This is a genomic window from Craterilacuibacter sp., from assembly GCF_051659485.1.
Taxonomy (GTDB): domain Bacteria; phylum Pseudomonadota; class Gammaproteobacteria; order Burkholderiales; family Chromobacteriaceae; genus Craterilacuibacter.
In genome coordinates this window covers 1-14,930 of sequence record NZ_JBOFOO010000365.1, presented here as the reverse complement: position 1 = coordinate 14,930, position 14,930 = coordinate 1, and the positions used below count along the sequence as shown (strand labels likewise).

At 59.7% G+C, this 14,930-nt stretch carries 11 protein-coding genes; 3 read left to right on the top strand and 8 right to left on the bottom strand.

The window, feature by feature from the left end:
* A partial coding sequence (locus tag ACRC1E_RS12515; RefSeq protein WP_438515423.1) for a peptidyl-prolyl cis-trans isomerase occupies nt 1-1,575 on the top strand: 1,575 nt, incomplete at its 5' end.
* Between the two features lie 66 nt (nt 1,576-1,641).
* Here the strand turns inward: ACRC1E_RS12515 and hutH are convergent.
* The 5 genes from hutH to hutC all read right to left on the bottom strand — a co-directional run bounded on the left by hutH (nt 1,642) and on the right by hutC (nt 8,077).
* A complete protein-coding gene (hutH, locus tag ACRC1E_RS12510) occupies nt 1,642-3,177 on the bottom strand; it encodes a histidine ammonia-lyase (protein WP_438515422.1) in 1,536 nt (511 codons plus the stop codon).
* A gap of 68 nt (nt 3,178-3,245) precedes the next feature.
* Nucleotides 3,246-4,913, bottom strand: a complete 1,668-nt coding sequence (gene hutU, locus ACRC1E_RS12505; protein ID WP_438515421.1) for a urocanate hydratase — start codon at nt 4,911-4,913, stop codon at nt 3,246-3,248.
* Nucleotides 4,914-4,933: 20 nt separating this feature from the next.
* A complete protein-coding gene (hutG, locus tag ACRC1E_RS12500) occupies nt 4,934-5,866 on the bottom strand; it encodes a formimidoylglutamase (protein ID WP_438515420.1) in 933 nt (310 codons plus the stop codon).
* A gap of 2 nt (nt 5,867-5,868) precedes the next feature.
* Nucleotides 5,869-7,095 carry an imidazolonepropionase gene (gene hutI, locus ACRC1E_RS12495; protein WP_438515419.1) on the bottom strand — a complete coding sequence of 409 codons (1,227 nt, stop codon included), beginning with the start codon at nt 7,093-7,095 and terminating at the stop codon, nt 5,869-5,871.
* Between the two features lie 256 nt (nt 7,096-7,351).
* Nucleotides 7,352-8,077, bottom strand: a complete 726-nt coding sequence (gene hutC / locus ACRC1E_RS12490; protein ID WP_438515418.1) for a histidine utilization repressor — start codon at nt 8,075-8,077, stop codon at nt 7,352-7,354.
* Nucleotides 8,078-8,291: 214 nt separating this feature from the next.
* Between hutC and ACRC1E_RS12485 the strand changes: the two genes are divergently transcribed.
* The gene (locus ACRC1E_RS12485; RefSeq protein WP_438515417.1) at nt 8,292-9,683 is read left to right on the top strand and encodes a methyl-accepting chemotaxis protein; all 1,392 of its coding nucleotides are present in this window, start codon (nt 8,292-8,294) and stop codon (nt 9,681-9,683) included.
* An 88-nt stretch (nt 9,684-9,771) separates the two neighbouring features.
* Here ACRC1E_RS12485 and alaS read toward each other — a convergent pair whose 3' ends face one another.
* From alaS to recA, 3 genes are all read right to left on the bottom strand, one after another.
* Complete coding sequence (alaS, locus tag ACRC1E_RS12480; protein ID WP_438515416.1) at nt 9,772-12,402, bottom strand: alanine--tRNA ligase; 2,631 nt, start codon at nt 12,400-12,402, stop codon at nt 9,772-9,774.
* A 175-nt stretch (nt 12,403-12,577) separates the two neighbouring features.
* Nucleotides 12,578-13,033 (bottom strand): recombination regulator RecX, encoded by a 456-nt coding sequence (recX, locus tag ACRC1E_RS12475; RefSeq protein WP_438515415.1) that lies wholly within the window; start codon nt 13,031-13,033, stop codon nt 12,578-12,580.
* Between the two features lie 9 nt (nt 13,034-13,042).
* A complete protein-coding gene (gene recA, locus ACRC1E_RS12470; protein ID WP_438515414.1) occupies nt 13,043-14,107 on the bottom strand; it encodes a recombinase RecA in 1,065 nt (354 codons plus the stop codon).
* Nucleotides 14,108-14,293: 186 nt separating this feature from the next.
* Between recA and ACRC1E_RS12465 the strand changes: the two genes are divergently transcribed.
* Nucleotides 14,294-14,930: HrcA family transcriptional regulator (locus tag ACRC1E_RS12465; RefSeq protein WP_438515413.1), on the top strand; the 637-nt coding region annotated here is incomplete at its 3' end.

Genomic DNA, 14,930 nt, shown 5'->3' with positions numbered 1-14,930 from the left:
GAGGCATCCAGCCTGACCGTGGGTAGCGAAGAGCTGCGCCGCGTGATTGCATCGATACCCGCCTTTCAGCAGGACGGCAAGTTCAGCCCTGCGCGTTACAAGGAATTCCTTGCCGAGCGCTATATGAGCCCGGCCGCGCTAGAGGCGCGTGTACTGCAGGACATTACCCTGCAAAGCCAGCTTTTGCCCTATACCGGCAGCCATTTCGTTTCCCGTACGGTTGCCGCACGTATGGCCGGCTTGCTGGGCGAAACGCGCGATGTACAGGCTATGGTGCTGCGCCCGCAAGCATTCGAGGGTGAGGTCAAGCTGGATGAGGCTGCACTTAAGGCCTATTACGACGCCAACAAGGCGCGCTTTCTGACGCCGGAAGCCGTCAAGCTGGACTATGTGGTGCTGTCGCAGGAGGCATTGGCAGCCAAGGTCGAGGTCAGTGATGCCGAAGTCCGCAAGTATTTCGACGAGCATGCCGCCGAGTTCGCCAGCGAAGAGCGCCGTGTGTCGCATGTCCTGCTGCTGGCGGATAAAAATGCCAAGCCTGAGGTCAAGGCCAAGGTGAAAGCCGAAGCCGAAGCCTTGCTCAAGCAGTTGCGTGCTAATCCGGCAGGTTTTGCCGCGCTGGCCAAGAGCCGCTCCCAGGATCCTGGCTCTGCCGGCAATGGCGGCGACCTGGGTTTCTTTGGTCGTGGTGCCATGGTCAAGCCGTTCGAGGATGTGGCATTCAGCATGAAGCCGGGCCAGATCAGCGAAGTGGTCGCCACCGATTTCGGCTATCACATCCTCAAGCTGGACGAGATCAAGAAGCCCGATTTTGAAGCCGCCAAGCCGCAGATTATCCAGTTGCTGAAAAAACAGAAGTCGGTGGCCGGATTCCGGGCTGCCGCTGAAAAGCTTGCCGATCTGGCTTACCAGCATGGCGAGTCGCTGAAAGCCATTACCGATGCGCTGGGTTTGCCGGTGGAAAAGAGTGCACTTCTGGTGCGCGGCAAGCCGGGTGAGGGCCTTGCCGCCAACCCCAAGTTGCTGGAAGCCGCATTTTCGGATGATGTGCTGAAGAAAAAGCACAATAGCGAACCGGTGGATGTCGGCAACAACACGCTGGTGGTGGCACGTGTCGCCGAGCTCCAGCCAGCCCATCAGCAAACGCTGGCTGAAGTGAGCCCGCTGATTCGTACTGAGCTGTTGCAAAAAGACGGTGCCAAGCTGGCGCAGGAAAAAGGCGCAGCATTGCTGGCTGAGCTCAAGGCCGGTAAGGGTGCCGCTACCAGCGGTTGGGGCGAGGTGGTCGCGGTGTCGCGTCGTGCCTCGCAAGGCCTGCCTTTGGCCGACCTGCGGGCCTTGTTTGCCGCACCGGTTAAGGTGTTGCCTAGCTACGCCGGCGTTAAACGCGACAATGGCGACTATGTGATCTACCGCATAAACCAGCTAGTTCCTGCGGCCAGTGCTAATCCGGCAGAACAGGAACAGCTTGCTGCCGTAATTGGCGAGATGTCGTCCAATGCGCTGGTTTCTTCTTATCTGGAAGGCTTGCGCCAGCAGTATCCGGTGACCTTAAGCCAGCAGCCTAGCGAATAATCTAGTCTGTCAGTCGCAAAAAAAAACGGGAGCTTACGGCTCCCGTTTTTGCATGTCCGGCCAGGCTTACAGCGATGGCAGCAGGCCTGGTAGGGTGAAGCGGTTGTAGCTGGCACCCTGAACCAAGGCGACCGCCTTTTCGATATCCGGCGCGAAATAACGATCTTTATCGTAGAAGCTGACATGGCTGCGTAATTCGGCCTTGGCCTGCTCCAGCGGGGTCGAAGTTTTATGAGGCGCGCGAAAATCCACGCCCTGGCATGCGGCCAGTAGCTCGACCGCCAGAATACCTGCCGTATTGTCTGCCATGTCGCGCAGACGGCGTGCGGCAAAGGTGGCCATGGAAACATGGTCTTCCTGATTGGCCGAGGTCGGCAGGCTATCCACCGAGGCCGGATGTGCCAGCGACTTGTTTTCGGATGCCAGCGCCGCACCTGTCACTTGCGCGATCATAAAGCCGGAATTGACGCCGCCATTGTTGACCAGAAAAGGTGGCAAGCGGGACAGGTTGCTGTCTATCAATAGCGCCATGCGCCGCTCGGACAGTGAACCGATTTCGGCGATGGCCAGCGCCAGATTGTCGGCGGCAAAAGCAACCGGCTCGGCGTGGAAGTTGCCGCCGGAAACAATATCGTTATCGTCGGCAAAAACCAGTGGATTGTCGGAGACGGCATTGGCTTCGATCAGCAGTACGTCCGCTGCATGGCGGATCTGGGCGAGGCAGGCGCCCATCACCTGTGGCTGGCAGCGCAAGCTGTAGGGATCTTGCACCTTGTCGCAGTTGGCATGTGCTTGCGAGATTTCGCTGCTGTCATCCAGTAAGGCGCGATATAGGCGCGCCGCATCGATCTGGCCCGGATGGCCGCGCACGGCATGAATGCGTGCGTCAAACGGCCGACGGCTGCCTTGAGCCGCCTCTACCGACAGGCCGCCGGCGACACTGGCCGCGATATACAGGTCTTCGCTGGCAAACAAGCCTTCCAGCGCAAAAGCCGTCGAAGCCTGCGTGCCGTTTAGCAGTGCCAGCCCTTCTTTGGGGGCCAGCGTGATAGGCGTAAGCCCTGCTGCATGCATCGCTTTTGCACCAGATACGCGCTCGCTAGCGACAAAGGCTTCGCCTTCGCCGATGAGTACGGCGCTCATATGCGACAAGGGGGCCAGATCGCCGGAGGCACCGACCGAGCCTTTTTGTGGAATCAGCGGATAGATACGCTGGTTGAACAGGCTGATCAGCGCCTCGATAACCTGACGGCGGATGCCGGAGAAGCCGCGGGCCAGCGAGTTGATCTTCAATGCCATCACCAGGCGCACGGTGCTGTTGTCCATCGGCTTGCCTATGCCTGCCGCGTGCGACAGTACAATGGAGCGTTGCAGCAGTTCCAGCTCTTCGGTCGCAATTTTGGTGTTGGCCAGCAGGCCAAAGCCGGTATTGATGCCATACACGGTACGGCCTTCGGCCAGCACCTGTTGCACGGTCGCCGCCGAGGCATCGATGGCTGCATGCGCACTGGCATCCAGCGATAGCTGGACAGTATCGTCACGGGCGATCAGGCGCAGGTCGGCCAGTGTCAGTTGGCCGGGAATCAGGTTGAGCTTGGTCATGATGTCTTCTGTTTGCTGGGCGGCAGGCCTTGGCGTGCCACCCTGATGTTGTCGGGTTGGGCTCGGTGTTACAGCATTGGCAGGTCTAGACCCTGCGAGCGGGCACAGGTTTTGGCGATGTCGTAACCGGCATCGGCGTGGCGCATGACACCGGTGGCCGGGTCGTTATGCAAGACCCGTGCTACGCGGCGTGCGGCGTCGTCGCTGCCATCGCACACAATTACCACGCCCGAGTGCTGCGAGAAGCCCATGCCCACGCCGCCGCCATGGTGTAACGAAACCCAGGTGGCACCGCCTGCTGTATTGAGCAAGGCATTGAGCAGCGGCCAGTCGGATACGGCATCGGAGCCATCCAGCATGGCCTCGGTTTCGCGGTTGGGGCTGGCAACGGAGCCGGAGTCCAGATGGTCGCGGCCGATGACGATAGGCGCTGAGAGTTCGCCATTTTTCACCATCTCGTTGAAAGCGAGGCCGAGGCGGGCGCGATCTTTGAGTCCGAGCCAGCAGATACGGGCCGGCAGGCCCTGAAACGCGATGCGTTCCTTCGCCATGTCCAGCCAGTTGTGCAGGTGCGGGTTGTCCGGAATCAGTTCTTTGACCTTGGCATCGGTCTTGTAGATGTCTTCCGGATCACCGGAGAGTGCGACCCAGCGGAACGGGCCTATGCCTTCGCAAAATAGCGGGCGTACATAGGCCGGCACAAAGCCCGGAAAATCGAAGGCGTTTGCTACGCCCATTTCCAGCGCCATCTGGCGAATATTGTTGCCGTAGTCCAGTGTGGCCGCGCCGCGCGTTTGCAGCGTCAGCATGGCCTCAACCTGATGCGCCATGCTCTGTTTGGCCGGCTGTACGATGGATGCTGGATCATCCTGACGGGCACTCTGCCATGCGCTCATCGTCCAGCCCTGCGGCAGATAGCCGTTGATGGGGTCATGGGCCGAGGTTTGATCGGTCACCACATCCGGAGTGATGCCGCGCTCCACCAGCTCGGCAAACACATCGGCGGCGTTGCCCAGCAGACCGACAGAGATGGGCGTGCCGGATTGCCGGGCATCGTCGATGATGGCCAAAGCCTCATCCAGTGTGCCGGCCTTGCGGTCGATGTAGCGGGTCTTGAGGCGAAAATCGATGCGGGTTTCATCGCACTCGACGGCAATCATGGAAAAGCCTGCCATGGTCGCGGCCAGTGGCTGTGCGCCGCCCATGCCACCCAGGCCGCCGGTCAGTATCCAGCGGCCCTTGGCCATGCCGTCAAAGTGCTGGCGAGCGATGGCAACAAAGGTTTCGTAAGTGCCCTGTACGATGCCTTGGCTGCCGATATAGATCCAGCTGCCGGCCGTCATCTGGCCATACATCATCAGGCCTTTTTTATCCAGCTCGTTGAAGTGTTCCCAGTTGGCCCAGTGCGGTACCAGATTGGAGTTGGCGATCAGGACGCGTGGTGCATCGGCATGGGTCTTGAATACGCCCACCGGTTTGCCGGATTGCACCAGTAAGGTTTCGTCATCTTCCAGACGCTGCAAGACTTCCAGAATCTTGTCGTAACAGGCCCAGTTGCGTGCGGCGCGGCCGATGCCACCGTATACCACCAGACTTTGCGGATGCTCGGCAACTTCGGCATCCAGATTGTTTTGCAGCATGCGAAAGGCGGCCTCGGTCAGCCAGCTCTTGCAACTGAGCTGCTTGCCGTGCGGGGCGCGGATCACGCGGCTGGGGTCAAAACGCGGGTCATGCATGGTTTGCTCCTATTGTCGTGTCAGCGCTTCAGGTGGCGCGTGATGGCCCAGGCCAGACGTGCGGCGGCCTTGGCGCCGTGGCTGTCCTGATCATAACGGGGGTTGAATTCGACCAGATCGGCACCGGCCAGTTTGCCGCTTTGTACTATCCGTTCCAGCAGGGCTTCGACGACATGAATGTCTACACCAAAGCCGGCCGGCGCCGAGACTGCCGGCATTTGTGCGGCCGGCAACACATCAAGATCGATGCTCAGGTACACAAGATCGACGCTATCGATAAATTCGGCGATTTGGCCGCGTGCATCGGCCAGTTGCCACACGTTCATGGCCGTATCCAGTCGCCACTGGACGCCCAGTGCGTGGGCCGTCTTGAATAGCGCGCTGGTGTTGGCCGTTTCCGCTACACCCAGGCACAAGTAGTCAAAGGCACGCCCTTGTGCTGCGCAATCGGCGGCAATCTGGGCGAAGGGGGTGCCGCTGCTGGCTTGGGCCGATGTGCGCAGGTCAAAATGGGCATCGAAGTTGATCATGCCGATACGCTTGCCGGCATGGGCCTGGGATAGTCCCAGCCAGTGGCCATAGGCGGTTTCGTGGCCGCCACCTAGCACCAGCGGCAGATGGCCGGCTTGCACCAGCGCGCGCACCCGTTCTGCCAGATGCTGTTGTGCCGCTTCCAGATTTTCATCGTCGCAAGCCACCGTGCCGGCATCGTAAAGTGGCAACGTCGGATGCCAGGCCAGATTGGCCAAGGCCTTGCGCAGCGTATGCGGGCCGTTGGCCGCGCCGGTGCGTCCCTGGTTGCGGCGTACGCCTTCGTCGCAGGCAAAGCCGAGCAGGGCGATGCCTGGCGGGCTGGTGGGCATCAGCGGCTGGATGATCTGATGCCAGCGCTTGGCGTGTTCGCCCTCGCCACTATCGATGCGCCCGCTCCAGGCGCTCATATCTATTGTCATGCTTATCCTTCTGTGCCGCGAAACAGGCGGCGGCTTAATGGATTGGTGCCCAGTGCATACATGATCTCGGCTGGATGTTCGATATCCCACAGCAGCAAGTCGGCGACACAGCCTGCAGCCAGACGGCCATGGCTTGTAGCGCGCCCCAGCGCCTGCGCGGCGTGGCGGGTCACACCCAGTAGTGCTTCTTCTGGCGTCAGGCCGAATAGCACGCAGGCCTGGTTCATGGCGAGGCGAATGGAAGCGAACGGGCTGGTGCCGGGGTTGAGGTCGGTGGCCACCGCCATGGCGACGCCTGCTGCGCGCAGTTTGGCCACCGGCGGCTTTTGTGTTTCACCCAGAAAGTAATAGGCACCGGGTAGCAGGACGGCAACGGTGCCGGCCTTAGCCAGTGCGGCGACACCGGCGTCATCCAGATATTCGATATGGTCGGCCGACAGGCCGGAAAATTCGGCCACCAGTTGTGCGCCGCCAAGATTGGACAGTTGCTCGACATGGCCTTTGACGCGCAGGCCGTGTGCGGTGGCCGCTTCGAATACTCGCCTGGTCTGTGCCGGTGAAAAGCCCACGCTTTCGCAAAAGACATCGACGGCTTCGGCTAGATGCTCGCGCGCCACTGCCGGCAGGATGACATCGCAAATATGGCGGATATAGCCATCGCTATCGTCGCTAAATTCCGGGGGCAGGGCGTGTGCCGAGAGCAAGGTGCTGGCAAGCTCGACTGGCAGGCTGGTGGCCAGCTTGTGTGCAGCACGTAATTGCTTGATTTCATCGTGCAGAGTCAAACCATAACCGGACTTGATCTCGACGGTGGTGACGCCCTCGGCCATCAGCGCTTTTAGTCGCGCAAGGCTTGCAAGTGCCAGCTCGTCCTCGTCCAGTGCGCGGGTGGCGCGTACGGTGGACAGGATGCCGCCACCCGCCATCGCGATTTGTGTATACGGCACGCCTTGCAGACGTTGCGCCCATTCTGCGGCGCGGTTGCCGCCGTAAACCAGATGGGTGTGGCAGTCGATGAAACCGGGCGTCAGCCAGCAGCCTTGTGCATCGATGACTTCACCGCGGCCGGCAAATTCGCGCACGGCCTGTTCCTGTGGCAATAGCGCATGGATGTGCGTACCGCGCAGCCACAGCGCATGGCCGTGCACTGCGCCATAGGGCTCAGGCTGGTGTGCGTCGCAGGTGGCGATGCGGGTGTTGATCCACAGTGTGTCGCGAACACTGTCCATGACCGGTTCTCCTTTGTATTTGTATATACAATTAGGCGTAGGCCGGCAAATGGTCAAGTCCGGTCTGCACATGATGTTGCCGGGCAGCTTGGGTGCCGCCCGGTTAAGGGAGGGTTCGGTGAGAAGGGCGGCGGTGAGGAAAGGGTCGCGAATTCAGGCTTGGCGCATGGCATTGGCCAGCCGGGGAGCTGGCGCACGGCAGCAATGAAATGAAGAAGCGCAGGTGGTCGGGTTTGTTGCTTTTTGGATACAGTATCTATCTGGGGACGCGGGTCTGCGAGCGCAGCTTGTAGTTTTTACCAGGGTGCAGCAGACGGGCGTAGCTGACCAGATGCTTGCCCGACCAGGTGCGGCGCAATACCCGCAGGCAGGGGCTGCCGGCAGGGATGTGCAGTAGGCGCTGTTCTTCCGCTTCGGGCAGGACCGCCTCGACCGTGTGTTCGACATCGGACAGCGGGCAGGTGCGCATCAGGTAGGCGCCGGGCGTCTGCGTATGGAAGTCCTGCGCCAGATAGTCGGCTGCCCAGCGCGGATTGAGGTAGCGGTCTTCGATCTGTAGCGGGGTGTCGCCTTCAAAGTGGACGATCAGCGAGTGAAAGACCGGGGCGCCGGTCTTCAGGCCCAGGCGCAGCGCCACCTCGTCGCTGGCGCTCTCCTGGCGTACGAAATGCACGTCGGCGCGGTATTCGTGGCCGCGGCTGGTGATCTCGTCGGCGATATTGCTGACGCCCAATAGTGGCGATTCGGCCTTGCGTTCGGCGACATAGGTGCCGTCACCGGCGTGGCGCACCAGGACGCCCGCTTCCGCCAGATCGCGCACCGCCTTGTTGACGGTCATGCGTGACACACCAAACTGCTGTGCCAACTCGACTTCGGGCAGGATTCTGGTGCCCGGTAACAGGCGGTGCTCACGGATGCCGTCGAGGATAAAGTCGCGGATGCGCAGGTACTGTGGCTTGCGGGCGGGTTTTTCTGGCGTCATGACGTGATTGTAACGTCCAGCCGACTGTACGCGCTTGTCTGGCGGTATTTTGTCTCGGCTAAGTGAGAGTGAAATGTAGGACATTTTCCGGATATCAATAAAATAGCATCGAATGGTATACAATTTGATAGTAAATTATTGCTTTTCACCGTGGCCGGATATGTTTGAAACGTACTAAGTCATTTCTGGCCGGCATTATGTAATGGAGTGTCTAATGTTTGTCGCAATCCGCAGCTTGAAAAAATTATTGCTGCCTTTGAGTTCAGCGACGCAACGTGGCGTCGATCTAACGCTGGCACTGCCTGAAAATACGCCGGCCTTGGCTGAGATGGCACGCATCATCAATCGCCTGTTTCGTAATTTTCACGATGTGATTGTCAAGATTGCCGGCCATGCAATCAGCCTGTCGCAATTGGCGACGCCTTTGTCGGTGCTGGCAAAGAAGCTGGAGGAGCGTGCCCGCGCGCAGGAAGTGCATGCCGAACAGATCGATACTGCCAGCCGTGAACTGGCGGTCACGGTAGAGTCGATTGCCAGTAGTGCCGCCGAGGCGTCGGCTTTTTCCGGTGAGGTTGCGCTGGCGGTCAGTAATGCCAATGCCAGTGACCAGCAAAACCGCCGTCAAATCGAAGCCATAGGGGCAAGTACCGAGACGCTGGCGCAGCAAATGGCTTTGTTGAAAGACAGCTCGGACTCTATAGGCGAGGTGGTCGAGCTGATCAAGAGTATTGCCGACCGCACCCGCTTATTGTCACTGAATGCCGCGATCGAAGCGGCACGTGCCGGGGAGGAGGGGCGCGGCTTTGCCGTGGTGGCGGACGAGGTACGCAAGCTGGCTGACCAGACGACACAAGCTACCCAAAATGTAGAAAGCCTGTTGGCCAGTATCCAGCAGCAGGTGTTGACCTCGGGGAGTACCATGCAGGCGATGACCGGCTTGGTGCAGCAGGGTATCGTGGTTTCAGGCGAGGCGGGCGAGTCGATCAAGGCCGCGTCGCGCGACATCAGCACGCTGATCGAGCATGTGCACGTAATTGCCGATGCCAGTCGTTCACAAAGCACCAAGGTGACGGCCATTACCAATCAGATCGGCGGTGTTGTCGAGGGTGCCAAGCAGCAACTGGAAGATGCCCACGCTTTGGCCGAGAGTGCCGCCAAGGTCCGGGGCGATAGCGATGCCTTACTGGGGGCGGTGGGGACATTCCGTTTCGAGGGGCACCAGCGTAGTCGCGTGATGGTAGAACGCACCATTTCGCAGTGGCAGCTTAACCGGCTGGACGCAGACGAGCTGGACCGTAAACTGGTCGCCCTGTGCCAGCAAGAGCCCGCGCTGGAAATGGTCTGTGTGACGGATGCTCAAGGGCGGCAGATTTCTGCCGATGTTGCGCCCGGTTATTTTGATCTGGGCGGACGCAATAACAACTGGAGCGACAGGCGCTGGTTTCAGGATGTAATCAAGGCCGGTGCGCTGGTGGTTTCCGACCTTTACCGCTCGGTAGATACCGATCAGTATTGCTTTACCATTTCGGCACCGCTGTTCGATCAGGCCGGCACTTTGCTTGGCGTGTTTGAAGCCGATATGCGCTTTAACCATATCATCGCTTAGTCATCGGCCTTGTGGCCGATTTTTGCCCGCCATTAAAAAGCGGCAGCGGGTTTGAATCCGCTGCCGCTTTTTTGTTACAGGCGGGTGTTTACAGCTTGCCTGCGACAAAACCTTCTACGCTGGCCAGCGCCTGCGTCAGGTTCTCGACCTGAGTGCCGCCGGCTTGGGCAAAGTCCGGACGGCCACCACCCTTGCCACCGACCTGCTGGGCGACAAAGTTGACGATTTCACCGGCCTTGACCTTGCCGGTCAGATCGGCGCTGACGCCGACAACCAGCGATACTTTGCCATCGGCGGCTGAACCCAATACCACAATGCCCGAGCCCAGCTTGTCTTTCAGCTTCTCAACCGTTTCCTTGAGCGCCGCATTGTCGGCACCCTCCAGTTCGGTAGCGATCAGCTTGATACCGGCAAGCTCTTTGGCATTGGCAGCCAGCTCGTCGCTGGCGGCAAGCGCCAGTTTCGCCTTGAGGCGGGCCATGTCTTTTTCCTGCGCTTTAAGCTGGTCTTGCAGGGCGCTGATCTTGGTGATGACTTCGGCAGGGCTTTGCGCCTTGAGCGTGGCGGAGGCCTGCTTGATCAGGCTGTCTTGCTCTTGCGCCCAGAGCACGGCATGCTCGCCGGTGACCGCTTCGATACGGCGCACGCCGGCGGCGATGCCGCCTTCGGAGATGATCTTGAAGAAACCGATATCGCCAGTGCGGTTCACGTGGGTGCCGCCGCATAGTTCCATCGAGTGTTCACCCATCTTCAGGACGCGCACTTCGTCGCCGTACTTCTCGCCGAACAGGCCGGTAGCGCCGGCTGCCATTGCATCATCGTAAGGCATGATGGTGGCGGAAACATCGGCGTTATGCGCCACCATCCGGTTGACGATACGCTCGATGGTCACAATCTCGTCGGCGGTGACCGGTGCGCCGTGGGAGAAGTCGAAGCGGGTGCGTTCGGCCGTCACCAGCGAACCCTTCTGTGCCACATGCGTGCCCAGTACATGGTGCAGGGCGGTGTGCAGCAAATGGGTGGCCGAGTGGTTGCGTGCCGTCGCTAAGCGGGCATGCAGGTCGATGGTGGCGGTGACTTCATCGCCGACCTTGATGCTGCCGCGTGTCACCTTGCCTTTGTGGCCAAATACGGCTGACTGGATTTTCTGGGTATCGGTCACATCAAACAGCGCATTGATGCCGCCTACGGCCGAGATTTCACCGCGATCGCCGATCTGGCCGCCGCCTTCTGCATAGAACGGGGTGTTGTCCAGTACCACAATGCCTTCGTCGCCGGCAGCCAAGTGTTCAACCGGCTGGTTGTCCTTGTACAGGGCCAATACGCGGGCATCGGTGCTGGTATGGACATAGCCTTCGAAGCAGGTGTCTGCGCCGCTGTAGTCGACATTGCCTGTCATCTTGAAGCTGGATGCAGCACGGGCGCGTTCGCGCTGCGCGTTCATTTCGACTTCGAAGCCTTCCAGGTCGACATCGATATTGCGTTCGCGGCCGATGTCGGCGGTCAGGTCAACCGGGAAGCCGTAGGTATCGTACAGCTTGAATACGGTGGCGCCATCCAGTGCCTTGCCGCCTTGCAGTGCGGATTCCAGCAGGCCCATACCCTTGTCCAGCGTCTCGGCAAACTTGATTTCTTCTTGCTTGAGCGCGTCTTCCACAACGGCTTGACGGATGCGCAGTTCCGGATAGGCATCACCCATCTCGGCGGCCAGATCGGCGACCAGTTTATGGAAGAACAGACCCTTCTGCCCCAGCTTGTAGCCGTGACGGATAGCGCGGCGGATAATGCGGCGCAGCACATAGCCACGACCGTCGTTGGACGGAATCACGCCATCGGCAATCAGGAAGGCACAGGCGCGGATATGGTCGGCAATTACCTTGAGCGAAGGCTCGTCCATCGTGAAAGCGACGCCGGTTTCGCGGGCGGCAGCCTTGAGCAGATTCTGGAACAGGTCGATTTCGTAGTTGGCGTGTACGCCCTGCATCACGGCCGAGATGCGCTCCAGCCCCATGCCGGTGTCGACCGAAGGCTTGGGTAGCGGATGCAGTGTGCCCGACTCGTCACGGTTGAACTGCATGAACACATTGTTCCAGATCTCGATGAAACGATCGCCGTCTTCCTCGGCACTTCCCGGTGGCCCGCCCCAGATATGGGCGCCATGGTCGTAGAAAATCTCGGTGCACGGGCCGCACGGGCCGGTGTCGCCCATGGTCCAGAAGTTGTCGGAAGCATATGCCGCACCCTTGTTATCGCCGATGCGGACAATTTTTTCGGCCGGTACGCCGATTTCCTTGTTCCAGATATCGAAGGCTTCGTCATCCGTCGCGTAGACGGTGACCATCAGCTTTTCCTTGGGCAGGCCCAGCCATTGCGGGTCAGTCAGGAATTCCCACGCATAGTGGATGGCATCGCGCTTGAAGTAGTCGCCGAAGCTGAAGTTGCCCAGCATTTCGAAGAAGGTGTGGTGGCGTGCGGTATAACCGACGTTTTCCAGATCGTTGTGCTTGCCGCCGGCGCGTACGCATTTCTGGCTGGTGGTGGCGCGGCTATACGGGCGCTTGTCAAAGCCGAGGAACACGTCCTTGAACTGGTTCATGCCGGCATTGGTAAACAGCAGGGTCGGGTCTTCCCACGGCACCAGCGAACTGGAGCCCACGATTTGGTGGCCCTTGGAGGCGAAGAAGTCGAGGTACTTCTGGCGGATTTCCGAAGTTTTCATCTTGAATAGTGTCGCAGTGCAGAGAATGAGAGCCCCGGCATGCCGGGGAGCGCTGTTTAGTCTGGAGTCGATTTTGGCAAGGCTGGTGCAGCGGTGCAAGTCTTGTGGGGCAGCTAGCGGCTTTTTTTAGCGTAATAGCGGTAAAAAAGGCTTGGCACGCTAAGAAATCGCGCTATCAGTCGTCGCCGTCGGTCAGTTCGTCAAGGGCGACGCCGGACAATACCTTGCGTATTACATCCATGGGAAAGCCACGGGCAGCCAGAAAACGCATATGCCGTGCCTTGTCTTGCGGTGTGGCGGGCAGGGTGCCGAATTTGCGCAGCCAGACTTGGCATGCAATGGCCAGATCGTCGTGACCTTCGATAGCGCCGGCGATGGTTTCGTTGTCCACGCCTTTTTCCCTGAGCGCCTGCGTCAGGCGCCGGCTACCCCAGCGCCGCCCCTTGGCCTCGGCAAACTGGCCGGCAAAGCGTTCGTCCGATTGCCAGTGACGCTCGGCTAAGTCCGTCAGTACCGCCTCGATTTCATCAGGGTTTTCGGTATAGGGTTTGAGGCGTTGCTGCAGTTCGCGCCGCGAATACTCGCGGCGCGATAAAAGCTCGACAGCTCGCGCTTTCAGGCTTTTTTCCATGCTTCAGCTTTAGAACGCATCATTGGCAAGTTCGTCGCCATCGGGCTGGTCTTCGGTAATTTCGATCTTGATGCCGACTGTGTCGCGGATCTTGGCTTCGATTTCCTGAGCAACCGCGGTATTGTCCTTCAGCCACAAACGGACATTGTCCTTGCCCTGGCCGATCTTGGCGCCGTTATAGCTGTACCATGCGCCGGACTTCTCGATAAAGCCGTGCTCGACGCCCATTTCGACGATTTCGCCTTCACGGCTGATGCCTTCCCCGTACAGGATGTCGAAGTTGGCCTGACGAAACGGCGGGGCCACCTTGTTCTTGACGACCTTGACGCGGGTTTCGTTACCCAGCACTTCGTCGCCTTTTTTGATGGCGCCGATGCGGCGGATATCCAGACGTACCGAAGCGTAGAACTTGAGCGCATTGCCGCCGGTGGTGGTTTCCGGGTTGCCGAACATCACGCCGATCTTCATGCGGATCTGGTTGATGAAGATCACCAGCGTGTTGGTGCGCTTGATGTTGCCGGTCAGCTTCCGGAGCGCTTGCGACATCAGGCGTGCTTGCAGGCCAACGTGGCTATCGCCCATTTCGCCTTCGATTTCGGCCCTAGGAACCAGCGCGGCTACCGAGTCGATGACGATAATGTCCAGCCCGCCGGAGCGCACCAGCATGTCGCAAATTTCCAGCGCCTGCTCGCCGGTGTCAGGCTGCGAGATCAGCAGGTCGGCCACATTGACACCCAGTTTTTGGGCGTAAATAGGATCGAGCGCATTTTCCGCGTCGATATAGGCGCAGGTGCCGCCCAGTTTTTGCGCTTCAGCTACCACTTGCAGGCAAAGTGTGGTTTTGCCCGAGGATTCCGGTCCATAGATTTCCACTACGCGGCCGCGCGGTAGGCCGCCAACCCCGAGTGCCAGATCCAGACCGAGCGAGCCGGTCGAGATGACTTGCAGGTTCTCGTTGATCTGGTTGTCGCTCATGCGCATGATGGAACCCTTGCCGAATTGCTTTTCAATCTGGGCAAGTGCTGCGGTCAGTGCTTTGCTTTTTTCTTCAGCGCGTTTGTTGTCGTTGGCCATGCTCTCTCCGAAACGGCGGTGGGTCATTAACCCAACGATTATCGCATACTTGGCCGTGACACTTCAGCGCATTGGCACGGCCATTTGGCGGCAGCGGGGCGGGGTGGGTCTCTCTTGTCCGGGATACTTGATTTTCATGCGGATAGTCCCATTTATGCCTCACCTTCGCCGTGCCTGAGTCCTTCTATGCTTAATGACCGTGCCCAACGCCTGCTTAAAACGCTGGTCGAACGCTATATCGCGGACGGCACGCCGGTGCCGTCGCGCACGCTGGGTCAGCTTTCGGGGCTGGATTTGTCCAGTGCCTCGATACGCTCGGTGCTGTCCGACATGGAGGTAATGGGGCTGATCTCTTCGCCGCATACCTCGGCTGGACGCGTGCCGACGGCGCGCGGCTACCGGGTATTTGTCGATCGCTTGCTGACACTGGGGCCGCTGGAGTCGGCTTTGGTGCGCGAACTGGAGGACAGCCTGCACCCGGACAGCCCGCAACAACTGGCACAAGCCGCTTCTCGGCTTTTGTCCGACCTGACGCATTTCACCGGCGTGGTGGTGACGCCACAGCGGCCGGATGTCGCTTTTCGCCAGATGGAATTCCTGCGTTTATCCGAGCGGCGGGTGTTGCTGATTCTGGTGACCATGGACGGCGATGTGCAAAATCACATCATCAGTTGCGAGCGCGATTACAGCCCGTCCGAGCTGACCGAAGCGGCCAATTTCATCAATCTGCATTACGCCGGGCAAGCGCTTTCCAGTGTGACGCGCTGTGTCGAGCATGAATTGCGTGAACTACAGGGCGATATCAGTAGTCTGATGGCAATCG